The 25,426-nt window shown below is 71.6% G+C and carries 23 protein-coding genes and 1 tRNA gene; 14 read left to right on the top strand and 10 right to left on the bottom strand.

Translation table 11 applies throughout. The features are described 5' to 3' along the window. The first annotated feature begins 3 nt into the window (after nucleotides 1-3). On the top strand, nucleotides 4-882 hold the full coding sequence (locus ACGFZA_RS27465) for a haloalkane dehalogenase (protein ID WP_385287615.1): 879 nt from the start codon (nucleotides 4-6) through the stop codon (nucleotides 880-882). A 116-nt stretch (nucleotides 883-998) separates the two neighbouring features. Here the strand turns inward: ACGFZA_RS27465 and ACGFZA_RS27470 are convergent, their stop codons facing one another. Further along, complete coding sequence (locus ACGFZA_RS27470; protein ID WP_385287612.1) at nucleotides 999-1,619, bottom strand: helix-turn-helix domain-containing protein; 621 nt, start codon at nucleotides 1,617-1,619, stop codon at nucleotides 999-1,001. A 337-nt stretch (nucleotides 1,620-1,956) separates the two neighbouring features. On the opposite strand from ACGFZA_RS27470, the gene ACGFZA_RS27475 reads away from it, so the two are divergent. Next, on the top strand, nucleotides 1,957-3,405 hold the full coding sequence (locus ACGFZA_RS27475) for an NCS2 family permease (RefSeq protein ID WP_385287610.1): 1,449 nt from the start codon (nucleotides 1,957-1,959) through the stop codon (nucleotides 3,403-3,405). A 157-nt stretch (nucleotides 3,406-3,562) separates the two neighbouring features. Here ACGFZA_RS27475 and ACGFZA_RS27480 read toward each other — a convergent pair whose 3' ends face one another. Next, complete coding sequence (locus tag ACGFZA_RS27480; protein ID WP_393682549.1) at nucleotides 3,563-5,020, bottom strand: MFS transporter; 1,458 nt, start codon at nucleotides 5,018-5,020, stop codon at nucleotides 3,563-3,565. Nucleotides 5,021-5,203: 183 nt separating this feature from the next. Here ACGFZA_RS27480 and ACGFZA_RS27485 point away from each other — a divergent pair, with 183 nt between their 5' ends. Beyond that, the gene (locus ACGFZA_RS27485; protein ID WP_385287604.1) at nucleotides 5,204-5,659 is read left to right on the top strand and encodes a MarR family winged helix-turn-helix transcriptional regulator; all 456 of its coding nucleotides are present in this window, start codon (nucleotides 5,204-5,206) and stop codon (nucleotides 5,657-5,659) included. 134 nt (nucleotides 5,660-5,793) lie between these two features. Here the strand turns inward: ACGFZA_RS27485 and ACGFZA_RS27490 are convergent, their stop codons facing one another. The 3 genes from ACGFZA_RS27490 to ACGFZA_RS27500 form a co-directional block, all read right to left on the bottom strand. Then, nucleotides 5,794-6,687: a cellulose-binding protein gene (locus ACGFZA_RS27490; protein WP_385287602.1), complete on the bottom strand. Its 894-nt coding sequence runs from the start codon at nucleotides 6,685-6,687 to the stop codon at nucleotides 5,794-5,796. Between the two features lie 193 nt (nucleotides 6,688-6,880). Further along, nucleotides 6,881-9,307, bottom strand: coding sequence for an SUKH-4 family immunity protein (locus tag ACGFZA_RS27495; RefSeq protein ID WP_393682552.1), 2,427 nt, complete (start codon nucleotides 9,305-9,307; stop codon nucleotides 6,881-6,883). 5 nt (nucleotides 9,308-9,312) lie between these two features. Further along, nucleotides 9,313-10,290 carry an SMI1/KNR4 family protein gene (locus ACGFZA_RS27500; RefSeq protein WP_385287596.1) on the bottom strand — a complete coding sequence of 326 codons (978 nt, stop codon included), beginning with the start codon at nucleotides 10,288-10,290 and terminating at the stop codon, nucleotides 9,313-9,315. 304 nt (nucleotides 10,291-10,594) lie between these two features. Here ACGFZA_RS27500 and ACGFZA_RS27505 point away from each other — a divergent pair, with 304 nt between their 5' ends. Beyond that, nucleotides 10,595-11,128: a YwqJ-related putative deaminase gene (locus ACGFZA_RS27505; protein ID WP_385287595.1), complete on the top strand. Its 534-nt coding sequence runs from the start codon at nucleotides 10,595-10,597 to the stop codon at nucleotides 11,126-11,128. 10 nt (nucleotides 11,129-11,138) lie between these two features. Next, nucleotides 11,139-11,663, top strand: coding sequence for an SUKH-3 domain-containing protein (locus ACGFZA_RS27510; RefSeq protein ID WP_393682555.1), 525 nt, complete (start codon nucleotides 11,139-11,141; stop codon nucleotides 11,661-11,663). A gap of 71 nt (nucleotides 11,664-11,734) precedes the next feature. Here the strand turns inward: ACGFZA_RS27510 and ACGFZA_RS27515 are convergent, their stop codons facing one another. Next, on the bottom strand, nucleotides 11,735-13,036 hold the full coding sequence (locus tag ACGFZA_RS27515) for a sensor histidine kinase (RefSeq protein WP_385287589.1): 1,302 nt from the start codon (nucleotides 13,034-13,036) through the stop codon (nucleotides 11,735-11,737). Nucleotides 13,037-13,186: 150 nt separating this feature from the next. Here ACGFZA_RS27515 and ACGFZA_RS27520 point away from each other — a divergent pair. The 6 genes from ACGFZA_RS27520 (at nucleotide 13,187) to ACGFZA_RS27545 (ending at nucleotide 17,969) form a co-directional block, all read left to right on the top strand. Then, a tRNA-Gln gene (locus ACGFZA_RS27520) sits at nucleotides 13,187-13,258 on the top strand. A 109-nt stretch (nucleotides 13,259-13,367) separates the two neighbouring features. Beyond that, complete coding sequence (gene glmU / locus ACGFZA_RS27525; protein WP_393682558.1) at nucleotides 13,368-14,816, top strand: bifunctional UDP-N-acetylglucosamine diphosphorylase/glucosamine-1-phosphate N-acetyltransferase GlmU; 1,449 nt, start codon at nucleotides 13,368-13,370, stop codon at nucleotides 14,814-14,816. A gap of 120 nt (nucleotides 14,817-14,936) precedes the next feature. After that, nucleotides 14,937-15,911 carry a ribose-phosphate diphosphokinase gene (locus ACGFZA_RS27530; protein ID WP_024490433.1) on the top strand — a complete coding sequence of 325 codons (975 nt, stop codon included), beginning with the start codon at nucleotides 14,937-14,939 and terminating at the stop codon, nucleotides 15,909-15,911. A 202-nt stretch (nucleotides 15,912-16,113) separates the two neighbouring features. Further along, on the top strand, nucleotides 16,114-16,692 hold the full coding sequence (locus ACGFZA_RS27535) for a 50S ribosomal protein L25/general stress protein Ctc (protein ID WP_385287584.1): 579 nt from the start codon (nucleotides 16,114-16,116) through the stop codon (nucleotides 16,690-16,692). Between the two features lie 111 nt (nucleotides 16,693-16,803). Beyond that, nucleotides 16,804-17,397: an aminoacyl-tRNA hydrolase gene (pth, locus tag ACGFZA_RS27540; protein ID WP_330828496.1), complete on the top strand. Its 594-nt coding sequence runs from the start codon at nucleotides 16,804-16,806 to the stop codon at nucleotides 17,395-17,397. Between the two features lie 101 nt (nucleotides 17,398-17,498). Continuing rightward, a complete protein-coding gene (locus ACGFZA_RS27545; protein ID WP_393682562.1) occupies nucleotides 17,499-17,969 on the top strand; it encodes a hypothetical protein in 471 nt (156 codons plus the stop codon). A 71-nt stretch (nucleotides 17,970-18,040) separates the two neighbouring features. On the opposite strand, the gene ppc is transcribed toward ACGFZA_RS27545, so the two are convergent. Continuing rightward, nucleotides 18,041-20,770: a phosphoenolpyruvate carboxylase gene (ppc, locus tag ACGFZA_RS27550; RefSeq protein ID WP_393682564.1), complete on the bottom strand. Its 2,730-nt coding sequence runs from the start codon at nucleotides 20,768-20,770 to the stop codon at nucleotides 18,041-18,043. A gap of 367 nt (nucleotides 20,771-21,137) precedes the next feature. Between ppc and ACGFZA_RS27555 the strand changes: the two genes are divergently transcribed. Beyond that, entirely contained in the window at nucleotides 21,138-22,118 is a 981-nt protein-coding gene (locus ACGFZA_RS27555; RefSeq protein WP_385287577.1) for an acyl-CoA desaturase, read from the top strand. Beyond that, a complete protein-coding gene (locus tag ACGFZA_RS27560) occupies nucleotides 22,115-22,801 on the top strand; it encodes a TetR/AcrR family transcriptional regulator (protein WP_326736644.1) in 687 nt (228 codons plus the stop codon). Before ACGFZA_RS27555 ends, ACGFZA_RS27560 begins: the two co-directional genes overlap by 4 nt. Before the next feature lie 33 nt (nucleotides 22,802-22,834). Here ACGFZA_RS27560 and ACGFZA_RS27565 read toward each other — a convergent pair whose 3' ends face one another. Further along, entirely contained in the window at nucleotides 22,835-23,218 is a 384-nt protein-coding gene (locus tag ACGFZA_RS27565; protein ID WP_393682567.1) for a VOC family protein, read from the bottom strand. Continuing rightward, on the bottom strand, nucleotides 23,218-24,012 hold the full coding sequence (locus ACGFZA_RS27570; protein ID WP_385287571.1) for a trans-aconitate 2-methyltransferase: 795 nt from the start codon (nucleotides 24,010-24,012) through the stop codon (nucleotides 23,218-23,220). Before ACGFZA_RS27570 ends, ACGFZA_RS27565 begins: the two co-directional genes overlap by 1 nt. Before the next feature lie 88 nt (nucleotides 24,013-24,100). On the opposite strand from ACGFZA_RS27570, the gene ACGFZA_RS27575 reads away from it, so the two are divergent. Then, entirely contained in the window at nucleotides 24,101-24,598 is a 498-nt protein-coding gene (locus tag ACGFZA_RS27575; protein WP_385287568.1) for a MarR family winged helix-turn-helix transcriptional regulator, read from the top strand. Here ACGFZA_RS27575 and ACGFZA_RS27580 read toward each other — a convergent pair. After that, the gene (locus tag ACGFZA_RS27580; protein ID WP_393682885.1) at nucleotides 24,557-25,381 is read right to left on the bottom strand and encodes a LuxR C-terminal-related transcriptional regulator; all 825 of its coding nucleotides are present in this window, start codon (nucleotides 25,379-25,381) and stop codon (nucleotides 24,557-24,559) included. The two genes, ACGFZA_RS27575 and ACGFZA_RS27580, sit on opposite strands and share 42 nt — an antisense overlap. Nucleotides 25,382-25,426: the final 45 nt, after the last annotated feature.

The raw sequence follows: 25,426 nt of genomic DNA on the forward strand, positions 1-25,426 counted from the left end.
GCGATGCCCACCGTTCCCGTGCTCGGCTCCACCCTCCACTACCGCGAGTCCGGCGACCCCGGCGGTCTGCCGTTCGTCTTCCTCCACGGCAACCCCACGTCCTCGCACCTGTGGCGCGACGTCCTGCCTGGTGTGGCCGCGCCCGGCCGCCGGCTGCTGGCCCCCGACCTCATCGGCATGGGCGAATCGGGGAAGCCGGAGCTCGCCTACTCCTTCGACGACCACGCCCGCCACCTCGACGCCTGGTTCGACGCGCTCGGCCTGGCCGAGGCCGTGCTGATCGGGCACGACTGGGGCGGTGCGCTCGCCTTCGACCGGGCCGCGCGCCTCCCCGGTACGGTCCGGGGCATCGCCTTCACCGAGACCATCGTCAAACCGCTGTTCGGCGACGAATTCCCGTCGGCCGGACGTGAGTTGTTCACCCTTCTGCGTACGCCGGGAGTGGGCGAGCGCATGATCCTGGACCAGTCGCTGTTCATCGAGAGGTTCCCGGACACCGTGGTCACCCCTCCGTCCCCCGCCGACCTCGACGTCTACCGCCGCCCCTTCCCGACCCCGGAGAGCCGTCGCCCGATCCTGGCGTGGGCGCGCATGATGCCGTTGGACGGTGAGCCCGCGGACGTCGTGGCGCGCGTCGAGCGCTACGGTGCCTGGCTCGCCGCGAGCCCCGAAGTCCCGAAGCTGCTGGCCGCGTTCGAGCCAGGCCCGGGCGCGATGACCGGCCGGGGGGCGGTGGCCTGGTGCGAGGAGAACATCGCGGGTCTTGAGGTCTCCCGCCACGGACCGGCCGGCCACCACTCCCCGGAGGACCGGCCCGAGGAGCTCGCCGCGGCCGTCGACGCCTGGGCCCGGCGCCACGGACTGGCGGGTCCGCGCGCCTGAGGCCGACCCGCCGTCCTGCCCGGGTACGGCACCAGGCCGCCAGCAGGCGGCACGACCGGGGTACCGAGTGGCGTGCGGCGTCGCCGGGCGAGGGCGGACCGGCCGAGGGCTGCCCCTCAGGAACGCTCCTCCAGCCTGGCCCAGAAGTGGTCGACGATCTCCTCGACATAGCGCCGCCCGTCCTCGCCGGAGGCGGTGCTGCCGCTGGCCCGGCTGAGTGTGGCCGCCATGAGGGCCTGGTACTCGTGGTACATGGAGTCCAGCGGCCCGTTCAGCTGCTTGCGCTCCACGGAGATGAGCTTGGCGATGGCGCGGACATGCGCCTGCCACCTGGTGCTGACGGCTTCGGTGAGCAGGCGGGCGAGTTCGCCCTCCAGGCCGGTGATGGCGATGTGGTCGCGCGGCGGGAGGCGGAGCAGGCTGCCGAGTTTCACGGACTGCCTCTGGTCACCGGTCCACCGGCCGGTCTCCTCCATGCGGAGGTAGGCGTCCAGGGGCAGGCCCGTACCGCGAGCGACGTCCTCGGCCGATATCCCGCAGGCGACGCGGTGCTCGCGCAGCGTCCGAGGGTGCCCCATGATCTCGCTGGGGTGGCACCACAACGCGCCTGCCAGCGCGGCGAGTTCATGGGGATCGGGCAGTGCGGTGCCGCCTTCCCACGCCGCGATGTGTTCCGGGGAGACGTGAGCCGTCCCGAAGGAGGCCCTCATTGCGTAAGCGACGTGGCCGTGGGCCATCCCGAGCTTCTCACGCAGGGCTCGGGCAGCGCGCGCATTGAAAGGGGGTGGAGGGTGCACGCACAGAACGTATGGGCAGCGTCACCAGAAAATCCACAACCGCTGTCGCCTGAATCACGGTTTGACTCCATAGATCACCGTCGATTCCGTAGGAACCGACAGACGCTTCGAGTCAGCAACAGCCTTATGGGGCAAGGCCCTTGAGCGTGCGGCCCTGGCACGTATGATCCGCTCGCAAGGCACCGCATGTGTGTTCGCACAACTGCCTGTCAGCTGTGCCCGGCAGCAGCGGTCCGCCTCTTCCCCCTTGTCCGTTGCAGGCCCAGGAGACGTATCCATGCAACCCAGCAAGACCAGCCAGGCCGAGATACCGGCGACCAGATCCGGTGAAGGCGGCCTCGACCGGTTCTTCCGCATCACCGAACGCGGATCGACCTACGGCCGGGAGATTCGCGGCGGCTTCGCCACGTTCTTCACCATGGCGTACATCCTCGTGCTCAACCCGATCATCCTCGGCGGCGCGAAGGACAAGTTCGGCGAGCAGCTGGACACGGTTCAGCTGGTGACCGCCACCGCCCTCGTGGCTGCGGTGATGACCCTGATCATGGGCGTGGGCGGCAACCTGCCGCTCGCCCTGGCCGCGGGCCTGGGCATCAACGCCGTCGTCGCGTACCAGGTCGCCCCCCTCATGGCCTGGGACGAGGCGATGGGGCTCATCGTGCTCGAAGGTCTGCTGATCTGCGTGCTCGTGGCGTCGGGTCTGCGCGAAGCGATCATGCACGCCATCCCGCAGGCTCTCAAACAAGCCATCAGCGTCGGCATCGGCCTGTTCATCGCGTTCATCGGTTTCGTCGACGCCGGGTTCGTCACCCGCATCCCGGACGCCGCGAACACCACCGTTCCCGTCCAGCTCGGCAGCGGCACCCTCACGGGCTGGCCCATGCTCGTCTTCTGCCTCGGCGTGATCATGACGATCGTCCTCCTGGCCCGCAAGGTCAAGGGCGCCATCCTCATCAGCATCGTCGTGATGACCGTGCTCTCCATCGTCATCAACTCGCTGGCCGACGTGAAGTCCTGGGGCCTGACCGTCCCCTCCATGCCCGACAAGCCCGTCGCCGCACCCGACTTCGGGCTGCTCGGCCAGTTCGACCTGTTCGGCTCGTTCGGCCAGATCAGCGTCCTGACGGTCATCCTGCTGATCTTCACCCTCATCCTGTCGGACTTCTTCGACACGATGGGCACCGTCGTCGGCGTCACCGCCGAGGCCGGGCTCCTCGACGAACGGGGACAGGTGCCGGGTCTGGGCCGGGTCCTGCTCATCGACGGCGCGGCCGCGGTCGCCGGTGGTGCCGCCTCCGCCTCGTCCGCCACCACCTACGTCGAGTCCGCCGCAGGTGTCGGCGAGGGCGCCCGCACCGGCTTCGCCAACCTCGTCACGGGCGGCATGTTCGCCCTGGCGCTCTTCTTCGCCCCCGTGCTGACCATCGTGCCCATGCAGGCCGCTTCGCCCGCACTCGTCGCGGTCGGGTTCCTGATGATGACCCAGGTCAAGCACATCGACTGGGACCGCTACGACCTCGCCATCCCGGCGTTCCTCACCATCACCGTCATGCCGCTCACCTACTCCATCACCAACGGCATCGGCGCGGGCTTCGTCACCTACGTCGTCATCAAGGCGTGCCTGGGCAAGGCCCGTGAGGTCCACTGGCTCCTCTGGATGACCGCGGCGCTCTTCCTCGTGTACTTCGCGATCGACCCGCTGGAACAGCTTCTCGACCTCAAGTAGCACGCCGGCCGCGGCCGGAGCGGCCTCTCCCGGCTGCGGAGCACGACGCCGCCCGGGAGGCCGCTCCGGGCGGCCGTGACGCCGAACTGCCCGGCTCCGGGCCCCTCGTGGGGGACGGAGCCGGGCAGTTCGGCTGTGGCGGGACCGCGGGGCCGGGTCAGCCCTTGGCCGCGGCCACCTCCGGCGAGGCGGACTCGTCGGCCTTCTCGCCCGCGGCGGCCGAGGCGCGCACGGCCGGGATGAACGTGGAGATCACCACGGCGACGAGGGCGACACCGCAGCCGAACATGAGGCCCGTACGGAACCCGGCCTCGGAGGTGAAGGTGTAGCCGGCCGTCTTCGTGGTCATCTGTCCGAGGACCGCGCCGATCACGGCGGCGCCGATCGACGTGCCGAGCGCGCGCATCAGGGTGTTGAACGCGTTGGCGGCGGCCGTCTCGGACGCCGGGACCGAGCTCATGATCAGTGCGGGCATCGCCCCGTAGGCGAGGCCGACACCGCTGCTGCTGACCATGAGGAACAGCATCAGGCCCCAGGCGGAGCCCATGAGGAGGATGCCCAGTCCGTAGGCCGCCGCGATGACCAGCACACCGCTGATCAGCGTGAACTTGGGGCCGCGGGCATCAGTGAGCTTTCCGCCCAGCGGGGAGACGATCATCATCATGACGCCGCCGGGGGCCATCCACAGACCCGCCTGGAGCATCGACTGGCCCAGGCCGTAGCCGGTGGCCTCGGGGAACTGCAGCAGCTGCGGCGCGATCAGCATGCCGGCGTACATGCCGAAGCCGACGAAGAGCGACGCGAGGTTGGTGATGAGCACGCGCGGGCGGGCCGTGGTGCGCAGGTCGACCAGCGGGTCCTTGGTGCGCAGCTCCCAGAAACCCCAGGCGACGAGCACCACGACGGCCGCGGCGAACAGGCCGACCGTCGTCGTGGAACCCCAGCCCCACTCCGCCCCCTTGGACACGGCGAGGAGCAGGCAGACCAGGCCGGCGGCCAGGCCGAGGGCGCCGGGCATGTCGAAGCGCTGCCCCTTGGCGGCGGCCGGGACATCCGGGATCAGGAACCAGACCAGCACGAAGATGGCGAGGGCCAGCACGGCGGAGCCCCAGAACAGCACCCGCCAGTTCGCGTACTGGGCGACCGCCGAGGCGATCGGCAGACCGAGGGCGCCGCCGATACCGAGGGAGGCGCTGACCAGCGCGATGGAGGAGCTCAGCTTCTCCTTCGGCACCACGTCGCGCAGCAGGGCGATGCCGAGCGGCACCATGCCCATGCCCATGCCCTGCAGACCACGTCCGACGATCATGGGGACCACGGTGGACGAGAGCGCGCAGACCACCGAGCCGGCGAACAGCGGCACCGCGCACACGAGCAGCATCCGGCGCTTGCCCAGCAGGTCGCCCAGCCGTCCGGAGACCGGCACGCACACGGCCGAGACCAGCAGGGTGGCCGTGATCACCCAGGCGGCGTTGGAGGAGGTCGTGTCGAGGATCTGCGGCAGCTCCGCGATGAGCGGTGTGACCAGGGTCTGCATGACCGCCGCCACGGTGCCGGCGAAGGCGAGGGTGGCGATCACACCGCCTGATCTGGCTGTCGGCCGGGGGGCATCCATGAGGAGGGACTCCTTGAGGGGGTTGTGGTCCCGCCTACCGGGACAGCGATGTGCATCGTACATGCCTAATGTGCCATACACGCTACGTGTCCTATGCACATCACATGAGAGCATGAGCCGTCGCCAGAATCCGACGCGCGACCGATCCCGGCGCGGAAGCAGCAGAAGCAGGAGGCCGCAGACATGCCGAGGCCCACAGAAGCGGTGGAGTACGAGCAGATGCTGCTCGGGCGCCACAGCCTCGCCGACCACCGGGGCGGACGCCACAAGAACGCCCTCCTGGACCGGAGCGCCTACACCCTGCTGAGCCGCCTGCTCGTCCAGGGGCCCATGTCCAACGGTGAACTGAGCGACGCCTTCGGCCTCGACGCCTCCACTCTCAACCGCCAGACGGCCGCCGTGACCCGCGCCGGGCTGGTCGAGCGCATCGCCGACCCCGACGGCGGCATGGCCCGCAAGTTCCGCATCACCGACCGGGGCACGGAACTGCTCGACGCGGAACGCGAACGCGTCGTCCACTCCCTGGACCAGGTCATGAAGGACTGGCCGGACGACGACATCGCCGCCTTCGCCGGCTATCTCAAGCGTTTCAACACCGGAATCGAGCAGATCTCCGCGCGCCCCTGGCCGCGCCCCTGACCGCGCGCGACCACCCCGGCCCCCGGCCGCGACGCCCCCGAAACCCGGCCGCGAGACCTCCCCGGCACGCCCCCGGAGCCCGGCCGCAGAACCCTCAGCGCCCCCGCACCGCTCCCCGCCCGCGGCCTCGCCCCTCAGTCCTCCGCCGGAGCCACCCGTCCGGTCAGCGCCGCCAGCGAGTGACGCACATGCGCCATGTGCGCCTGCACGTCCTCGCGCCCCTCCTCGTGCTCGCGCAGGATCCGCTCCGTCTCCCGCACCACCCGCTCCTCGCGCACCCGGGCCGCCGCGATCAGCTCCGCCCCCTGCGCCTCCGCGTCCTCCTGGCCGTGCCGCGCGGCCTCCTCGGCCTCGGCCAGCGCGCGCCGCGCCCCGGCCAGACCGGCCTCCGCCCGCTGCGTCAGCTCCACGTGCTCCGCCGACTGCGCCGCCTCGGCATCCGCCAGCTCCTGCCCGGCGGCCTTCCAGCGCTCGCCGTGCTCCTGCTCCTGATGGGACAGCACACTCGCGGTACGGCTCCGGGTCGCCTCCATCGCGGCCTCGGACTCCTCGCGCACCTGCGCCGCCTCCAGCCGGGCCGCGGCCCGTGCCTCACCGGCCGATCCCTCGGCCGCCGCCAGCACCTGCTCGGCATGGGCCGTCGCCGCCGACCGCATCGCCTCCGCATCGGCCCTCGCCGACTCGCGCAGGGTCCGTGCCGCCGCATCCGCCTCGTCGCGCAGCGCCTGCGACTCCTCCAGAGCGGCGCCCCGGACCGTCTCCGACTCCCCCTCGGCGAGCGCCAGAATCTGCTGCGCCCGCTCCCCCAACGAGGCGTAGTCCTGCGGCGCCAGCGCGGCGACGGCCTCGTCCAGCCGGGCCGACTCGGCCACGAGCCGCTCCGCCAGCGCCGTCAGCCGCGCCACCTGCTCCCGCGCCCCGTCCCGTTCCGCCGACAGCGCGGCCACCATCCGGTCCACCTGCTCCGGGCGATAACCGCGGCCCCGTACGCCGACGAAGCCGTGCGCGGACACCGGTGCAGAACTCATCCTTGACGCCTCTTTCCGACTACCGACGATCGAGCAATACGTCAAGGATGCGGCAATTGGCCAAGAAGTCGGAATCGATTCGATGCTTTCCGGACGGAAGCGACAGGCATCACAGCACACGGAAGAGGTGTGGCGCCCCTCCCCCGAAGGGAAGGGGCGCCACACCCCCGGCACTACCGCGACGACGCGCCCGTCAGATCAGCCCGTCCCACATCTGCTCCAGCAGCACCGACCACCAGCTCTCCGGCGAGGCCAGGGCCGCCGGGTCGAGCGCCGCCAGCTGCGCCTGGAAATCGACCGTCCAGCGGCCCGCCTGCTCGGGATTCAGCCCGAACCGCAGCCGCCACATCCGGCCCAGCAGCGCCATGCAGCGCGTGAACTCCGGCAGCCCCGTGTTCACGAACTGCGGCGGCACCGACTGCCCGCCCGGACCCGCCTCCACCGGCACGGCCACGATGTTCGCCGTGCCGTACTGCACACAGATCGCCCGGCCGAAGTCCGAACCCATCACCAGGTACGACCCCGCGTCAGGAGCCGCCTGCACCTGCCGCTGTGCCGCCAGCTCCGCCAGCGTCGGCACCACCGGCTGCCCCGGCTGCGCCCAGAAGAACGGCCCGAAGTCGGCGGGCAGACCCGCCCACACCAGCGTCCGCGCCACGATCTCCGGCACACCCTGCCGGGACACCGCGCGCTGGTCGAAACGCAGCACGCCCTGCGGGCCGAACGTCTGCAGCATCTCGTCCGCGATCGCCTCCGGCGGCACCTGCATCGCCGGCGGCACCTGCGGCAGCGGAGCCCGCACCGGCGCCGGACGCGCCGGACCGTCCGCGACCTGGTGCAGCTCCCCCTGATGCGTGAGCAGGTGCTGCATGCCCTGCTGCCGGCTCGCGTGGTCCGTGCCGTACGGGGCGACACTCGTGATCCGCACCTGCGGCCAGGTCTCCCGGATCATCCGGGCGCAGTAACCACCCGGCAGCTCGCACGACTCCAGCTCCGTGTGCAGCTCGATGACCTGCTGCGGCGGCACGTTCATCGCCCGCAGCTCGTGCAGCATCTGCCACTCGGGGTGCGGGGTGCCCGGCGCGGAACGGCGGATCAGCTGCTGCTCGCTGCCGTCCGGCGCGCGGAAGCGCAGCACGGCCTGGTAGCCGGGACCGACGGTCGGCTGACCGGCCGGCGCCTGCGGATAGCCGTACGCCGGCGGCGGGGTGTGACCCGGCGGCGGTACGGGACCGGGGGCCCCGCCCGACGACGCGCCCTGGCCCATCGGCGCACCGGGCGGACCCGGCGGACCGGGCGGCTGCGGAGCCGACGGCCCGACCCGGCCCGGCTCGGCGAACATCGTCGCCGCGTGGTGCACGCTGCCCGCGGCAGGCGGCGGCGTGGAACCGGGCGGCGCCGGAGGAGCCGGCGGCGGGGGCGCACCGGGAACCCCGGGCGGCCGCGGAGCAGGCGGCCCGACCTGACCCGGCTCGGCGAACATCGTGGCCGCATGGTGCACGTCGCCACCACGGGGCGGCGGCGTGGAACCGGGCGGCGCGGGAGGAGCCGGAGGCTGCGGCGCACCGGGCGGGCCCAGCTGCGACACCAGCTGCGTCGGCACGTACCCGCCCGCCGGAGCGCCGGGCGCACCCGGACCCGAAGGCGGCGGCAGCGGCGCGCCACCCGGCCGGGCACCCGGAGTACCGGGAGCGCCGGGCGGCGGCGGAGTGGTCGAGCCGCCCCCGCGCGCACCGCGCGGCGGAACGACCGCCTTGCTCGTCGCCTCGTCCGCGATGTCACCGGCACCGGCACGCGGGCCCGGACCGGCGGCACGGTGCGGCGCGGGGCCGCTCGGCAGGGGAGCCGGCGGCTGAGCACCGGGGCCACCGTGCACCGGCGCGGCGGGGGCCGCGGGGCCGCCCTGCGGGGGCAGGCCCGGGGCGATCGCGGTCGCAGGCAGCTGGCTGCCGCCCGACATCAGCGCCGTCGGCGCGTCGGCCGGCACCACCCGCGGCGGCTCGGCCTCGTCGTCCGCACCCGAGAGCGGCGGCGCGAACACGGTGGCGGGCAGCTCGACCTCGCCCTCGTCGGAACCCGCGTTCGTGTCGGTGCCCGCCCACGGAGTGGCCCCGACGGGCGGCTGCGGCGCGGACGCCCGCACACCCGGAGAAGCGGTCGGCTCGTACGGAACCGGCCCACCCGGCGCGGAAGGTGACGGGACCCCGGGCGGAGGTGTCCGGCCGGCCGCTTCCGCCCGGTGGTCGGGGATGCCCAGCTTGTCCGCCGCCTCCTGGAGCCACTCGGGCGGGCTCAACAGGAACGACGTCTGATTCAGATCGATGCGCTGCGCCGGCTCCGGCGTAGGCGCCGCACCGTCCGGCGCGCCGTACTCCTCCTCGTACCGCCGGATCACCTCACCCACCGGCAGCCCCGGCCACAACGTGGCCTCGCCGCTGTCCCGGGCGATCACCAACCGCTGCCGGCCACCGTCCGAGACCGGGCCCTCGGCGCGGTCCTCGGCCCACACCACGAATCCGAGCTCGAACTCACGTACGCGCACCTCCCGGTGCTGGTACGCCGGAACGTCACCGTTGACCCACTCGTCCGCGCGCTCCTGCGCCTGCGCAAAGGTCACCATCGCGCTCACCCCTCCACCGGGACAGCACGCGCGAAGCCGCCGTCCACCATCAGGTTCGCCACCGTCTCCAGCTCCGGCGGATTGCCCGCGAGCCGCTGGAGAAACGCGTCGAAGTCGGCGCCGCACGGCAGCAGCAGCCGGTCCACCCGCTCCTGCACACTCCAGCCGTCCCGGTCACGCGCGTCGTCGTAGGCGCAGAACCAGACCGAACCGACGCCGTCCCCGCGGACCTTGACCGCGAGGATGCCGCCCTGGACGAAACCGACCCCGAGATAGTCCTTGGTCAGATGGTCCCGCAGGCACTTGTTCACGTACACCAGGTCGTTCACACCGGCTTCCTCACGCACCGTGAAGAACGGCTGGTCGACCAGCAGACCGAGCTCCGCGTCCAGCGCCGCGCCGACCGGGGCCGAGCCGCCGGCCGCCTTGAGGAACGAGCGGTACGCACCGGGCAGCCGGTAGCCGAGATCCTCCTCGACCCCCTGGATCTGCTGCTCGCTCACCGCCACGGCGCCCTTCGGCAACCGGAAGTGCGCGGGCCGGGTCTCCTGCAGCGGACGCGTACCCCGCTTGTTCTGGTCCACCGCGGTCGTCGCCAGGCCGCCGTGATGCCGCAGCAGCGCCTTCACCTCGACGGGAACCAGCTCCATCCGCCGGCCGCCCGGCACGTGGTGCCAGGTCCAGCCGTGCGGAGTGGCCACCGCGGGAATCGTGCCCCACAGCTCGTGCCCGCTGGCCGCCAGCGCCGCGTTCGCCGACACGTAGTCCGTGAGCCGCAGCTCGTCCACGCCGAACCCCTGCGGGGGCTCGGCGATCTCCGCGGCGGCGCGCGCGTACGGCGCGAAGTCCGGACAGCCGTTCCCGTCCATGCGCACACCTCTGGGGTGGCGGGACGCCCGGACCGGGTCCGGGAAGTGCACGAGCTGCCCGGCGTAGGCCGCGTTCGGTGGCGCGGCTTGCTGCCCGAGCCGACCTGTCGTCATGGCGGTTGCCCCCTGCTGCGTCTGGCTGATGAGGACCGACCTGCCCACGGGGGCGGTCCAGGCACAGCCTATGCGGTGAGCCCGCAACAGACCCCGCCCCTCCGCCCCCGGGCCACTTCCGTCACCAACCGTCACAACGGGGTGACGGACGAGCGACGAACAGGCCACTGAATCGCGACACGCAGACACGTTTCACCGACCCAGCTTTCACAGGACCCGACACATTTGGCAGGCTGTCACCCGCATACACGGGGGCGTGCACATTCGGCAGCAGCCGCTGCGGGCACGGGAGGGACACAGCACCATGCACACCGCACACTCTGCACAGACCGTCACCACCGGGGACCCACGACTCAGCTGGAGCAGCGACGAGCCGGGCCACACGCCCCGGCTGACCCACCGCCGCGACGGCATCCTGCCCGCGGTGGCCGCAGCACTGTCCGTACGCGGCGAAACGCTCACCTGCACCGCGGGCAAGGGCGACCAGCCGCCGGTGCTCCACCACCTCGTCCAGGACTTCCTCGACACCCTCCCCAGCGGACAACGCGAGCGCTTCACCGGCCGCTGCCCCGAGGCCATACTGCTCTCCCGGCACCTCACCGCCGCCGAAAGCGGCCGCTCCAAGCGAGCCCAGCGCAAGCCCCTCACCAACGGCGAGGCCCGGCGCGCGCTCAAGCACGCCCGGCTCACCGCACGTCGCATCCGCGAGGACGGCGACCCCCTCCACGGCAGCTACGCGGCGCCCTGCCGCTCCTGCTCCGTCATGCTCGCCCACTTCGGCGTACGTCCCGTCGACCTCACCACGACCGGAACGGCGACCACCGCCGAGAAGGGCTGACCACGCCCCCATGCGCGACCGAACCGACGTGCCCGCACAAACCGGCCCGGCCCACCACAGCTCCACCCGCTTCCCCGTCGCCGTCGACGCCGCCCTGCGCGCCGCCGGCTGGCAGCCCGGCCGCTGGGACATCCGCCAGGCCGAGGAATGGGCGGACGCCCTGCGCTCCCACGCCTCACCCGCCGGACACCAGCACGCCGTGTTCCCGGCCGCGGTGGAGGCGTGGGCCGAGTTCGGCGGACTGCACATCACGGCCACCGCACCCGGACGGCAGATCGCGCCGCCGGCCGTGCGGATCGACCCGCTGAGCGGACTCCACCTGGCCCGGACCCTGGGAGACCTCGGACGCGCCCTGGAAACCGAAGTCGCGCCCCTGGGCGAAGAAGGGGACGGCCCGGCCGTCCTCGCCATCGACACGGACGGGCGGGTCTACAGCATCGACCACACCGGCGACTGGTACCTCGGCCCCGACATCGACAGCGCCCTCGCCACCCTCGTCACCGGCATCCAGCCGGAACGCCTGATCTCGGGCTGAGGGCGCGGCGCCCCTGCGCCGACGCGCCGCCCCGACGCCCGTACGGCAGCGCCCCGCCGACGCCCGTACCGTCACGCCGCGTCGGCGTCCGGCAGGACCGCCGACACCCGGAAACCACCCGCGTCCGTCGGACCGGACACGAAGACGCCCCCGAGCCCCAGCACCCGCTCCCGCATGCCGAGCAGCCCGTTGCCCCCGCTGGGCAGCCCCGCGTCCGCCGTGGCCGCGTCGGACGGGCCGTTCTCCACCTGCATCGCGACCTCGGAGGCCCGGTGGGCCAGGCGCACCCACGTCTTCGCACCCGCCGCGTGCTTGTGCACGTTCGTCAGGGCCTCCTGCACCACGCGGTAGGCCGTCTGCTCGACCTCCGGCGCGTACCCGCGCGCCTCGCCCTCCACCGACAGCTCCACCGTCATCCCCGCCGCCCGCGACTCCCCCACGAGCGTCTCCACCTCGTCCAGCCGCGGCCCGTCCTCCGTCGCCACCGGCGCCGCCCGGCCCACAGAAGCCAGCGGCACCTTCGTCACACGCGCCACCATCGGCTCCCCCGTGCGCAGCACGCCGAGCATCTCGCGCAACTCGGTCAGGGCCTGCCGCCCCATGTCGCCGACCAGCGCCGCGTTACGCACCGCCTTGGCCGGATCCTTCGGCGCCACCGCCTGCAGGGCCGCCGCGTGGACCACCATCAGGCTCACCCGGTGCGCGACCACGTCGTGCATCTCCCGGGCGATCCGGTTCCGCTCCTCCGTACGCGCCCACTCCGCCCGCTCCTCCGCCCGGTCCGCGAGCAGCGAGAGCTCCCGCTCCAGCGAGTCCGCGCGCTCCCGCAGGCTCTCCATCAGCCGGCGCCGCGCCCCTATGTAGAGGCCGAACAGCACGGGCGGCGCGGTCAGGCCCACCGCCATGAAGAGGGACAGCATCGGGACGTACCAGTCACCCGGACCGAAGTCCGCGTCGGCGTCGACGCCCTGCCGCAGCCGCACGTACGTGACGATGAACGTCCCCACCAGCTGCATGCTCATCAGCACCGCGGTGATCCGCCGCGGCACGTCGGACGCGGCCAGCGTGTACAGGCCGACCAGGCCCATCAGGAAGCCCATCTCGGCCGGGGTCGTCGCGATCGAGACGAGCACCACCGCGATCGGCCACTTCCGGCGCACCAGCAGTACGGCCCCGGCGAACAGCCCGAACACCACCCCCAGCGGCACCGGCAGCCCGGTGTCGCCCGCGAACTGCACCCCTTCCAGCGCACACTCCAGCGCCGAAGCCAGCGCCAGTCCCCCATCCAGTGCGACGCTCCGTCGCCGTTCCCACCACCAGTAGCCGCGGGTGGTCGGTCCCGCCGCTTCCCGGTCTGCCCCCGTTGCGGTCATGGCATCCAGCGTACGGGCGGGCGCACCTCATTTTCGGGTGACCTGCACAGCAGGTCGTGCCTATACCGTCGCGTTGAGGGCCGGTGGTACGGCATAGTGTTCCGTGCCAATCCGACAGCCTGGCGCAATGTCCGGTTCCGTCGGCTTTATTCCCCCATGGTGTAATTGGCAGCACAGTAGCTTTTGGTGCTATTTGTCCGGGTTCAAGTCCTGGTGGGGGAGCTGAGGGCCACGGGCCCCGACCCCACCGGTCGGGGCCCGCACCCATGTCCGGCCCAGCGCCCCCCGGTATCCTGCGGATGTCCAACACCCGAAGCCGAAGGGCCTATCCGTGAGCTCCGTACGCCCGGCAGCCGTCGTCGTCCTCGCAGCGGGTGAGGGCACCCGTATGAAGTCGAAGACCCCCAAGGTCCTGCACGAGATCTCCGGGCGCTCGCTCGTCGGACATGTCGTCGCCGCCTCTCGCGAGCTGGACCCGCAGCACCTCGTCGTGGTCGTCGGCCACGCGAGCGAGCAGGTCACCGCCCATCTCGGCGCCGCGGACACCCAGGTGCGCACCGCCTACCAGGCCGAGCAGAAGGGCACCGGCAACGCGGTGCGCGTCGCGCTCGACGAGCTGGGCGGGACCGTCGAGGGCACCGTGATCGTCGTCTGCGGCGACACCCCGCTGCTGTCCGGCGAGACGCTCGCCGCGCTCGCCGCCACCCACACCGCCGACGCCAACGCCGTCACCGTGCTCAGCGCCGAGGTCCCCGACTCCACCGGCTACGGCCGGATCGTGCGCGACGCGGCGACCGGCGCGGTCACCGAGATCGTCGAGCACAAGGACGCCACGGACGCGCAGCGCGCGATCCGGGAGATCAACTCCGGAGTGTTCGCGTTCGACGGGCGGCTCCTCACGGACGCGCTCGGCAAGGTGCGCACGGACAACAGCCAGGGCGAGGAGTACCTCACCGACGTGCTGTCGATCCTGCGCGAGGCCGGGCACCGGGTCGGCGCCTCGGTCGCCGGTGACCACCGGGAGATCCTCGGGATCAACAACCGCGTGCAGCTCGCCGAGGCCCGCCGGCTGCTGAACCAGCGGCTGCTGGAGCGGGCGATGACGGCGGGCGTGACCGTGGTGGACCCGGCGTCGACGCTGATCGACGTCACGGTCACCTACGAGCGGGACGCGATCGTGCACCCGGGTACACAGCTGCTGGGCGCGACGCATCTCGCGGAGGATGCCGAGGTCGGCCCGAACTCCCGGCTGACGGACACCGTCGTCCACGCGGGCGCCCGGGTGGACAACACCGTCGCCGACGGCGCCGAGGTCGGTCCGGGCGCGCTGGTCGGCCCGTTCGCCTATCTGCGGCCGGGCACGAAGCTGGGCGCGAAGGCCAAGGCCGGCACGTACGTGGAGATGAAGAACGCCACGATCGGAGAAGGGACGAAGGTCCCCCACCTGTCGTACGTCGGCGACGCGACGATCGGCGACCACACCAACATCGGTGCGGCGAGCGTCTTCGTGAACTACGACGGCGTGAACAAACACCACACGACGATCGGCTCCCACTGCCGTACCGGTTCGGACAATATGTTTGTGGCGCCTGTCACGGTCGGGGACGGCGTCTACACCGCGGCCGGCTCGGTCATCACGAAGGACGTGCCGGCCGGTTCGCTGGCCGTGGCCCGTGGCCAGCAAAGGAATATCGAGGGTTGGGTGGCCCGTAAGCGTCCGGGCAGCGCGGCCGCGCAGGCGGCCCTGGCCGCGGCGGAGGACACCGACAGCGAAAGCTGACCGGAAACAGGTGCGCCGCGCACGGCGTACCGTGATAGATGCTCACCCCATTTCGGCTGGCTCGTTGCACATCGGGACATCTGCGTGCAGCGCCAGATACACGTCTGAGGAGACTGTGCTGTGACCGGGATCAAGACGACCGGCGAGAAGAAACTGATGTTCTTCTCCGGCCGCGCCCACCCCGAGCTGGCCGAGGAGGTCGCGCACCAACTGGGTGTGGGCCTCGTGCCGACGAAGGCCTTCGATTTCGCCAACGGTGAGATCTACGTCCGCTTCCAGGAGTCCGCCCGCGGCGCCGACTGCTTCCTGATCCAGAGCCACACGGCTCCGATCAACAAGTGGATCATGGAGCAGCTGATCATGCTGGACGCGCTGAAGCGCGCGTCGGCCCGTTCCATCACGGTGATCGTGCCGTTCTACGGCTACGCCCGTCAGGACAAGAAGCACCGCGGCCGCGAGCCGATCTCGGCCCGTCTGATCGCGGACCTGATGAAGACGGCGGGTGCGGACCGCATCCTCACCGTCGACCTGCACACCGACCAGATCCAGGGCTTCTTCGACGGCCCGGTCGACCACCTCTTCGCGCTGCCGATCCTGGCCGACTACGTCGGCGCCAAGGTCGACCGCTCGAAGCTGACGATCGTGTCGCCGGACGCCGGACGCGTCCGCGTCGCCGACCGCTGGTGCGACCGCCTGGACGCCCCGCTGGCGATCGTGCACAAGCGCCGCGACAAGGACGTGCCCAACCAGGTCAGCGTCCACGAGGTCGTGGGCAACGTCGAGGGCCGGGTCTGTGTCCTGGTCGACGACATGATCGACACCGGTGGCACGATCTGCGCCGCCGCGGACGCCCTGTTCGCGCACGGTGCCGAGGACGTCATAGTGACGGCGACGCACGGCGTGCTCTCGGGTCCGGCCGCCGACCGGCTGAAGAACTCGAAGGTGAGCGAGTTCGTGTTCACGGACACGCTGCCGACCCCGGGCGAGCTGGAGCTGGACAAGATCACGGTGCTCTCGATCGCGCCGACCATCGCGCGCGCGGTGCGCGAGGTGTTCGAGGACGGTTCGGTCACGAGCCTCTTCGAGGAGCAGTAGGCCCTTCCCCTCCGGGGCGAAGAGCGTCACAGAAGATCCACTTTGGGGTGCGGCCTCCCCGCCGGGTAGACTCAGCGAGTTGCTCGGCGAGGGAGGCCGTACTCATAGGTACGGCGGTCCGTTATCGACGCGCTCTTCGTAGCAGGCCTGTCGTGGGCCGGGTGACCATCCGTAGTTTTGTCACCTTACGAGGAGTGCAGTCATGGCCGAGATCAAGCTCGCCGCCGAGGTCCGTTCCGAGTTCGGCAAGGGCGCCGCCCGCCGTACCCGTCGCGCCAACCTGGTTCCCGCCGTCGTCTACGGCCACGGCGCCGACGCGGTCCACATCACGCTCCCGGCCCACGAGCTGCAGCTCGCGCTCCGTACCGCCAACGTCCTCATCGGTCTCGAGATCGACGGCAAGGACGCCCTGGTCATCCCGAAGGCCGTGCAGCGCAACGCCCTCAAGGGCAACATCGAGCACGTCGACCTGCTGACCGTGAAGCGCGGCGAAAAGGTCGAGGTCGAGATCGCGGTGCACGTCGAGGGCGAGCTGGCCCCGGGCGGCAACCTGCTCGAGTACGTGCAGAACACCCTGCTCGTCGAGGCCGAGGCCACGCACATCCCCGAGTCCGTCACGGTCTCCATCGCGGGCCTGGACGCCGGCGACTCGATCCTCGCCAAGGACGTCCCGCTGCCCAAGGGCTCCGTGCTGGCCGGTGACGAGGACGCCGTCGTGCTCCAGGTCGTCACCGCTCAGGTCGAGGAGGCCCCCGCGGAGGAGGCTCCCGCCGAGGCCTGAGCCTCACCCCACCTGCTTGACTGACGGGGTGGCGGTCTCCTTCCGGGGGCCCGCCGCCCCGTTTGCCTGTTCCCTGTCGCCACCCGCCCGTACGCGAGGAGACCCAGCGCCATGTCCGACGCCAATGACCCCTGGCTGATCGTGGGCCTGGGCAATCCCGGTCCCGAGTACGCGGCGAACCGCCACAACGTGGGCTTCATGGTCGCCGACCTGCTCGCGGAGCGGATCGGCGGGAAGTTCAAGCGGGCCCCCAAGGCGCAGGCGCAGGTGCTGGAGGGGCGGATCGGCCCGCCCGGTCCGCTGAGCCGCCGCGTGGTCGTGGCCAAGCCGATGTCGTACATGAACCTGTCGGGCGGCCCGGTCTCGGCGCTGCGCGACTTCTACAAGGTGCCGCTCGACCACGTCGTGGCCGTCCACGACGAACTGGACATCGACTACGGCACGCTGCGGCTGAAGCTGGGCGGTGGCGACAACGGGCACAACGGTCTGAAGTCGATGACGAAGTCGATGGGGCCCGACTACCACCGGATCCGGTTCGGGATCGGGCGTCCGCCGGGGCGGATGCAGGTGGCGGATTTCGTGTTGAAGGACTTCTCCTCCACGGAGCGCAAGGAGCTCGCCTTCCTGGTGGACCGGGCGGCGGACTCGGTGGAGTGTCTGCTGGCCGAGGGGCTGGAGCGGGCGCAGAGCGCCTACAACTCCTGAGCCGCGCGGGCGGGCGTGAATCCCGACATACCGACAGGTAAGTGGGCTGTTTTCGGCCACAACTTGACCGACCGCAGGGCCCTGGCCAAGGATCGGCCCCCATGAAGCGCAGCTCCTCCCGCCGTGCCCTGCAGTACGGCCGCAGCGCGGCGCTCGGCTGCGTCGTCCTGCTGCTGCTCGTCGCGGGCGTGCTGTCCTCGTGGGACTCGGCCCATCACATCGTGCTGGCCAAGGGCCGTGAACACGGGACGATGACGGTCACGGGGTGCGGCAGCGAGGTCTGCACGGGTCCCTACACACCGACCGACGACGGGGCCGCGCGCTCCCGGGTGTCGGTCGAGAAGTCCGTCGCGGCGCAGAAGGGGGACCGTTTCCCCGTGGTCGTGAAGCCCGGCACCTTCGAGGTCGTACGCACCGGGACACCGGGTTTCCTGCATGCGTGGATGCCGCTGGGCGGGGCGCTGGTCCTGGCCGGCCTCGTGATCGGCGGCGGTCTGCGGCTGCCCCGGATCGGCTGGGGTGCCGGGATCGCGGGCGGGGCCCTGCTCGTGGCGACGTTCATCGCCCTGTGAGGGGACCCCGCCCGCGACCGTGTCGGTCAGCCGGTCTCGATCAGCCGGTGCCGGTCAGCCGGTCCTGCTGATCAGCCGGTGTTGCGCAGTCCGGCGGCGACACCGTTGACGGTGAGCAGCAGGGCGCGGGCGAGCAGCGGGTCGGCTTCCTCGCCGCGTTCGGCCGACTGGCGCTGACGGGCCAGCAGGGACACCTGGAGGTAGGAGATCGGGTCCAGGTAGGCGTCGCGGATGGCGAAGGTCTGCTGGAGCACCGGGCTGGTGCCGAGCAGTTCGGTGTTGCCGGTGACCTTGAGGACTTCCTGCACGGTCAGCGCGTGCTCGGCCTCGATGTCGTCGAAGACGTGCTTGAGCTCGTCGGGGACGAGCGTGTCGACGTAGTGCCGGGCGATGCGCAGGTCGGTCTTGGCGAGGGTCATCTCCACGTTGGAGATGAAGTTCTGGAAGAAGTGCCACTGTTCGTGCATCTCTTCCAGGACGGTGTCCAGACCGGCCTCGCGCAGCGCCTTGAGGCCGGAGCCGACGCCGTACCAGCCGGGCACGATCTGCCGTGACTGGGTCCAGCCGAAGACCCACGGGATGGCGCGCAGGCCGTCGAGCGAGACGCCGGAGCCGGGCCGGCGGGAGGGCCTGGAGCCCAGGTGCAGGTCGGCGAGCTGGTCCACCGGGGTGGAGGCGAGGAAGTACGTCGGCAGGTCGGGGTCCTCGACCAGCTTGCGGTACGCGGCGTGGGCGGCGTCGGAGACGGTGTCCATGGCCGCGTCCCAGCGGGCCAGGGCCTCGTCGGACTGGCGGGGCGCGGTGTGCAGCGCGGAGGCCTGGAGGGTGGCCGCGACGGTCAGCTCCAGGTTCTCGCGGGCGAGCGCGGGGATGAGGTACTTGTCGGAGATGACCTCGCCCTGCTCGGTCACCTTGATCTCGCCCTCCAGCGTGCCCCACGGCTGCGCGAGGATCGCGTCGTGCGAGGGGCCGCCGCCGCGGCCGACGGTGCCGCCGCGGCCGTGGAAGAGGCGCAGGCGCACGCCGTAGCGGTGGGCGACGTCGCGCAGCCGGCGCTGGGCGCGGTGGATCTCCCACTGGGAGGTGGTGATGCCGCCGAACTTGGAGGAGTCGGAGTACCCGAGCATGACCTCCTGGACGTCGCCGCGGAGCGAGACGAGCCGGCGGTACGAGGGGTCGGCGAGCATCTCGTCGAGGATGACGTCGGCGGCCTTGAGCTCGTCGGTGGTCTCCAGGAGCGGCACGATGCCGATCTTGGCCCAGCCGCCGTGCAGGTCCAGGAGGCCCGCCTCGCGGGCGAGGACGGCGGCGGCGAAGACGTCGTCGGCGCCCTGGCACATCGAGATGATGTAGGACTCGATGACTTCGGGGCCGAAGCGCTCGAAGGCCTGGCTGATGGTGTGGAAGACGCCGAGGGTCTTCTCGCCCGCGGCGTCCAGCGGGGCCGGGGTCGGGGCGAGCGGGCGACGGGAGCGGAGCTCCTTGGCGAGGAGCTTCTGCCGGTAGTCGCGCGGCATGTCGGCGTAGCGCCAGGACTCCTCGCCGAGGCGGTCGAAGAGCTGGCCCAGGGCGTGGTGGTGGGCGTCGGCGTGTTCGCGTACGTCCATGGTGGCGAGCTGGAGGCCGAAGGCGTTCAGCGTGCGGATGGTGCGGTCCATCCGGCCGTCGGCGACGATGCCGCCCTTGTGCTCGCGCAGCGAGGTCTGGATGAGGGCCAGGTCGGCGATGAGTCCGGCGGTGCCCAGGTAGTCGCAGCCGGGGCGGTGCGGGGTGCCGGAGGCGAGGCGCTCGCGGGTGTTGACGAGCTTCTGCCGGATGCAGGTGGCCTTGAGCCGGTAGGGCTCCTCGGCGTTCAGCCGCTTGTAGCGGGGGCTGATCTCGGGGAGCGCTTCCAGGTCGGCCTGGAGGGAGGCGAGGAGCTCGTCGGTGGCTCCGGTGTAGCGGATGGAGTTGGAGAGCAGTCCGCGCAGCTGGTCGACCAGTTCGAGGGCGTCGGTGATGCCGTGCTCGTGCTGGAGGATCAGCACCTCCCAGGTGACGGCGGGCGTCACGTTGGGGTTGCCGTCGCGGTCGCCGCCGATCCAGGTGCCGAAGGTGAGCGGGCGGGTACCGGCGGGCAGTTCGACGCCGACACGGTCCAGCTCGGCGGCCAGGTCCTCCAGGACGTCGCCCACGGCGTTGGCGTGGAGCTCGTCGAGGTAGTAGATGGCGTTGCGGGCCTCGTCGGCCGGCTCCGGGCGGACCACGCGCAGCTCGTCGGTCTGCCAGATGAGGTCGATGTTCTCGGCGAGCCGGATGTCCTGGCGGCGCCGGTCGGCCTCGATGACCGGGGTCTCCAGGAGTGCGGCGATGCGGCGGAGCTTGTTCAGTACGGAGCGCCGCGCGGCCTCGGTGGGGTGCGCGGTGAAGACGGGCCGTACGTTGAGGTTCTTGACGGTCTCGCGCAGGTGCTCGGGGTCCGCGTCCTTGAGCCGGTCGGCGGTCCGGGCGAGGAGCCCGCCCTCGGCGGCGCGCCGGTCGCGCATCTCGTGGGCGCGGTGGACCTGCTCGGTGACGTTCGCGAGGTGGAAGTAGGTGGAGAAGGCCCGCACGAGCTGTGCGGCGGTCTCCAGGTCCGTGTCGCCGAGGAGCTCGGCCGCGGCCTCGCCGTCGGTACGGGTCAGGGCGCGGACGCGCTCGACGAGGTCGAGGAGCTCCGGGCCCTCCTGGCGTACGAGGGCCTCGCCCAGCAGGTCGCCGAGGCGGCGGATGTCGGCGCGCAGCTCGGGGCTGGCGGCAGGGGTCTGGTCGGCACTGCTCACAGTGTGCGGCTCCTTGCAGTGGTTGAGCACGGGATCCGGGGCCCACGGCTGGCAGCGGTGCTGACGCAACCCCCCGGGTGGCAGGGTGCGGACCGCGCTGTCCGACCTCTCCAGGATAGGTGTCCGTGCTGTCGGTGCTGTTCGCGGCCCGAGAGGTGCCCGCCTGTTCATGACGGGTACGTGCGGGGTACGCGTCATGTCCCCTACCCCGTATAGCACCAGTACGTGCCGTCTCCTCGCCCTCTCGTGTGGCGGGCCTCCTCGCTGCCATACTTACGACGCCGTAGGTTACGGGTGCGTAGCCCGAGGGTCTCCCGTGCGGAGGCCCTGCCTTTCCGCCGCATTCTCACCCCCCAGGGGACTCCCCATGAAGACCAGCCCCGAAGTGATCGAGGCCGCTCAGACGGCTGACGTCCAGGATCTTCCCCTCGCCACGCTCGGCGGGGACAACAAGCGGTCGATCGAGCAGATCGCGCTCCTGCTGTTCATCGTCGTGCCGTTCGTGGCTCTGGTAGCGGCGGTGCCGCTGGCCTGGGGCCGCGGTGTGAGCTGGCTCGACCTGGGCCTGCTGGTGGCGATGTACTTCATCGGCTGCCATGGCATCACGATCGGTTTCCACCGTTACTTCACGCATGGTTCGTTCAAGGCGAAGCGTCCGCTCCGCATCGCCCTGGCCGTGGCCGGTTCGCTGGCGGTGGAGGGCCCGGTGGTCCGCTGGGTGGCCGACCACCGCAAGCACCACCGCTTCTCCGACGCGGAGGGCGACCCGCACTCGCCGTGGCGTTTCGGCGAGACGCTGCCGGCCCTGCTGAAGGGCCTCTGGTGGGCGCACATCGCCTGGATGTTCGACGAGGAGCGGACGCCTCAGCAGAAGTACGCCCCCGATCTGATCAGGGACCCGGCGATCCGCGGGATCTCCCGTCACTTCCTCACCTTCACGATCGTCTCGCTGGCCATTCCGCCGCTGGTGGGGGGCCTGGTCACAATGTCGTGGTGGGGTGCGGCGACCGCGTTCTTCTGGGGCTCGCTGGTCCGGGTGGCACTGCTGCACCACGTGACGTGGTCGATCAACTCGATCTGCCACGCGGTGGGCAAGCGCCCCTTCAAGTCCCGCGACAAGTCCGGCAACGTGTGGTGGCTGGCGATCCTGTCGTGCGGTGAGTCCTGGCACAACCTGCACCACGCGGACCCGACGAGTGCGCGGCACGGCGTGATGCGCGGTCAGATCGATTCGAGCGCGCGGCTGATCCGCTGGTTCGAGAAGCTGGGCTGGGCGACCGATGTGCGCTGGCCCGACTCCGCCCGTATCGAGTCCCGGCGCCACCCCGCGCGGGCCGACGCGGCATGATTGACGACGTGGCGACCGACTCAAGCGCAAGCAGCGAGAACACCCGTGCACCCTCGGCCCGGCGAGCCCGCCGGGTGCGGATGACCGGGAAGGAACGCCGCGAGCAGTTGCTCGACATCGGTCGCACCCTCTTCGCCGACAAGGGCTTCGAAGGCACCTCGGTGGAGGAGATCGCGGCGCGTGCCGGGGTTTCCAAGCCGGTGGTGTACGAGCACTTCGGCGGCAAGGAGGGGCTGTACGCCGTCGTGGTGGACCGGGAGATGCGTCAGCTCCTGGAGATGGTGAACACCGCGCTGACCGCCGGTCATCCGCGTGAGCTCCTGGAGCAGGCGGCGTTCGCGCTGCTGGACTACATCGAGACGTACACCGACGGTTTCCGCATCCTGGTCCGCGACTCGCCGGTGGCCCAGTCGACGGGCACGTTCGCCTCGCTCATCAGTGATATCGCCACACAGGTGGAGGACATCCTGGGGCTGGAGTTCAAGGCCCGGGGCTTCGATCCGAAGCTGGCCCCGCTGTACGCGCAGGCGCTGGTCGGGATGGTGGCACTGACGGGTCAGTGGTGGGTGAACGCGCGCAAGCCCAAGAAGGCGGAGGTCGCCGCCCATCTGGTGAATCTGGCCTGGCACGGTCTGGAGAACCTGGAGTCGAAGCCGCGGCTGATCGGGCACCGCAAGAACTGAGCGTCGGCGGCATACGTACGCGACGGGGTCCCGTCACCGGTGCTCCGGTGCCGGGGCCCCGTCCGGTTCCAGGAACTCCAGCCGGTTGCCCACCGGGTCGTGGCTGAAGAAGCGGCGGTGGCCCGGCAGGTCCCCGTCCCACCGCACCTCGGCGCCGCGCTCCGCCAGCCGGGCCGCGTACGCCTCGATGTCCTGCACCCGCAGGCCCGGGTGGGCCTTGCGGGCCGGGCGGAACTCCGCCTCGACGCCCAGGTGGAGCTGGACCGGCCCGGCCTGGAACCAGCAGCCGCCGCGGGCGGCCAGGACCGGCGGCTTGGGGATCTCCGTCATGCCGAGGATCCGTACGTAGTACGCGCGCAGGGCCTCCTCCGAGCCCGCGGGGGCGGCCAGCTGGACGTGGTCGACGGCGGCGATCATCACTTCTCCCGGTGGGCTACGGCGAAGACGCGTCGGAACGGGAAGACCGTGCCGTGCGGGCCCGCGGGGTACGCGGCGCGCAGCAGGTCGCGGTATTCGGCGAGGAAGGCGTCCCGGGCCTCCTCGTCGTCGGCGAGGGCGGTGAGGACCGGGCGCAGCCCGGTGCCCTTCACCCAGTCGAGGACGGGGTCCTCACCGTGCAGGAGGTGGAGGTAGGTGGTCTCCCAGACGTCGGCCGTGCGGTGGGGGCCCGTGAGGCGGTCCAGGTAGCCGGCGGGGGCGAGGACCGCGTCCGCGTGGCGCAGACGGCCGCCGAGGCGGCCGCGCCAGCGCGGGGACTCGGCGAGTTCGCGCATCAGGACGTGCGAGGGCTGGTCGAAGTTGCCCGGGACCTGGAGGGCGAGGGTGCCACCGGGGGTGAGGCCGTCCAGCCATCCGGGGAAGCGGTCGGCGTGGCCGGGGACCCATTGGAGCAGGGCGTTGGAGATGATCAGGTCGTGCGGCTCGGCGGGGATCCAGGTCGCGGCGTCGGCTTCGGCGAAGTCCAGCAGGGCGGTGGCGTGGGCGCGGGCCCGTTCCAGCATCTGCGGGGAGTTGTCGTAGCCGGTGATACGGGCCGCCGGCCAGCGTGCGGCGAGCAAAGCGGTGACGTTGCCCGCGCCGCAGCCGAGGTCGGCGATGCGGGGGGCGGCGGCCGGCGGTTCGGGGACGCGGGCCAGCAGGTCGTGGAAGGGGCGGGTGCGATGGTCCGCGTGGCGCAGGTACTGCTGCGGGTCCCAGGTGGGTGCGGTCATGGGATCAGGATCGGCCGACAGGTATCTTGATGTCAAGAGACTCGAATTCAAGAGACTTCATGTCGACAGACCCTCTACACTGATCCACATGGAGGACGAGGTCGACCGACTGGTCGCTGCATGGCGCCGCGAGCGCCCCGACCTCGACGTGGAACCACTCGAGGTCCTCAGCCGCGTCTCCCGCCTGGCCCGCCACCTCGACCGGGCCCGCAGAATCGCCTTCGCCGAGCACCACCTGGAACCGTGGGAGTTCGACGTCCTCACGTCGCTGCGCCGCGCCGGCGCCCCGTACCAGCTCTCCCCCGGCCAGCTCCTCACCCAGACCCTGGTCACCTCGGGCACGATGACCAACCGCATCGACCGGCTGACCAAGAAGAATCTCGTCGAGCGGCTCCCCGACCCCAGCGACCGCCGCGGCGTGCTGGTCCGGCTGACCGCCGAGGGCCGCGACAAGGCCGATCAGTCCCTGGCGGGCCTGCTCGCCCAGGAACGCGCCATCCTGGGCGAGCTCTCCCGCCAGCAGCGGGGCGAACTGGCGGGTCTGCTACGCCGGTTGACTGCCCCGTTCGACAACATCCCCGGCTAGGACCCGGTCCGCCGCCTCCGGTACCAGCGCGGGCGATCCCAGGTCGGCCGGGCCGACACCCGCCCGTCTCGCCAGCGCGACGGCCGCCAGCGTCGAGTGCACGCCCAGCTTCCCCAGCACGTTCTGCATGTGCGTACGCACCGTGTGCGGGGAGAGGAAGAGCCGCTCCGCCACCGCCTTGCGGCCGAGACCCGCCACCATGCAGCGCAGCACCTCGCGCTCGCGCGGGGTCAGGGACTCGACGAGCTGTTCGCTCTCGGTGCGGTGCTTGCGGTCCGCCATCAGCTCCCGCAGTACGCCCGTGAGCAGCGCGGGCGGCAGATGCGTCTCCTCGCGCAGCACGCCGCGGATCACCGCGAGCAGCCGTTGCAGCGAGCTGTCCTTGGCGACCCAGCCACAGGCACCCGACTGGAGCGCGAGCGCGGCCCGGCGCGGGTCGTCCTTCTCGGCGAGCACCACCGTGCGCACCGACGGCCGCAGCGCACGGATGCCGGCCACCAGGGAGATGCCGTCGACCAGGGCGTTCTCGCCGGCCCTGGGAGCGGGCACCGGCACCGGGCCGGCGGCCGGCCGGCCGGGCGGGCGCACGATGCCCAGCTCGGCGTCGACCAGTATCACGTCGTAACCGCGCCCCTCGGCCGCCGCGCGTTCCAGACACCGCAGGGCGGCCGGACCACTGCCCGCCGCGGCCACGTCCACGTCCGGCTCGGCGGCGAGCGCCGCGGCGAGTGACTCGGCGAAAATGCGGTGGTCGTCGACGACGAGAACCCGGATACGGGCCACAGGCACCCCCACGCTGTGTGTGTTTCTGGGGCGCCCGGAACGCGC

Source organism: Streptomyces sp. NPDC048211 (genome assembly GCF_043202315.1).
GTDB lineage: Bacteria > Actinomycetota > Actinomycetes > Streptomycetales > Streptomycetaceae > Streptomyces.

Excerpts from the sequence above, each read along its gene's own strand:
- ACGFZA_RS27465 (WP_385287615.1), top strand. The coding sequence starts at position 4 with ATGCCCACCGTTCCCGTGCTCGGCTCCACCCTCCACTACCGCGAGTCC.
- ACGFZA_RS27470 (WP_385287612.1), bottom strand. The coding sequence starts at position 1,619 with ATGGCCCACGGCCACGTCGCTTACGCAATGAGGGCCTCCTTCGGGACG.
- ACGFZA_RS27475 (WP_385287610.1), top strand. The coding sequence starts at position 1,957 with ATGCAACCCAGCAAGACCAGCCAGGCCGAGATACCGGCGACCAGATCC.
- ACGFZA_RS27480 (WP_393682549.1), bottom strand. The coding sequence starts at position 5,020 with ATGGATGCCCCCCGGCCGACAGCCAGATCAGGCGGTGTGATCGCCACC.
- ACGFZA_RS27485 (WP_385287604.1), top strand. The coding sequence starts at position 5,204 with ATGCCGAGGCCCACAGAAGCGGTGGAGTACGAGCAGATGCTGCTCGGG.
- ACGFZA_RS27490 (WP_385287602.1), bottom strand. The coding sequence starts at position 6,687 with ATGAGTTCTGCACCGGTGTCCGCGCACGGCTTCGTCGGCGTACGGGGC.
- ACGFZA_RS27495 (WP_393682552.1), bottom strand. The coding sequence starts at position 9,307 with ATGGTGACCTTTGCGCAGGCGCAGGAGCGCGCGGACGAGTGGGTCAAC.
- ACGFZA_RS27500 (WP_385287596.1), bottom strand. The coding sequence starts at position 10,290 with ATGACGACAGGTCGGCTCGGGCAGCAAGCCGCGCCACCGAACGCGGCC.
- ACGFZA_RS27505 (WP_385287595.1), top strand. The coding sequence starts at position 10,595 with ATGCACACCGCACACTCTGCACAGACCGTCACCACCGGGGACCCACGA.
- ACGFZA_RS27510 (WP_393682555.1), top strand. The coding sequence starts at position 11,139 with ATGCGCGACCGAACCGACGTGCCCGCACAAACCGGCCCGGCCCACCAC.
- ACGFZA_RS27515 (WP_385287589.1), bottom strand. The coding sequence starts at position 13,036 with ATGACCGCAACGGGGGCAGACCGGGAAGCGGCGGGACCGACCACCCGC.
- ACGFZA_RS27535 (WP_385287584.1), top strand. The coding sequence starts at position 16,114 with ATGGCCGAGATCAAGCTCGCCGCCGAGGTCCGTTCCGAGTTCGGCAAG.
- pth (WP_330828496.1), top strand. The coding sequence starts at position 16,804 with ATGTCCGACGCCAATGACCCCTGGCTGATCGTGGGCCTGGGCAATCCC.
- ACGFZA_RS27545 (WP_393682562.1), top strand. The coding sequence starts at position 17,499 with ATGAAGCGCAGCTCCTCCCGCCGTGCCCTGCAGTACGGCCGCAGCGCG.
- ACGFZA_RS27555 (WP_385287577.1), top strand. The coding sequence starts at position 21,138 with ATGAAGACCAGCCCCGAAGTGATCGAGGCCGCTCAGACGGCTGACGTC.
- ACGFZA_RS27560 (WP_326736644.1), top strand. The coding sequence starts at position 22,115 with ATGATTGACGACGTGGCGACCGACTCAAGCGCAAGCAGCGAGAACACC.
- ACGFZA_RS27565 (WP_393682567.1), bottom strand. The coding sequence starts at position 23,218 with ATGATCGCCGCCGTCGACCACGTCCAGCTGGCCGCCCCCGCGGGCTCG.
- ACGFZA_RS27570 (WP_385287571.1), bottom strand. The coding sequence starts at position 24,012 with ATGACCGCACCCACCTGGGACCCGCAGCAGTACCTGCGCCACGCGGAC.
- ACGFZA_RS27575 (WP_385287568.1), top strand. The coding sequence starts at position 24,101 with ATGGAGGACGAGGTCGACCGACTGGTCGCTGCATGGCGCCGCGAGCGC.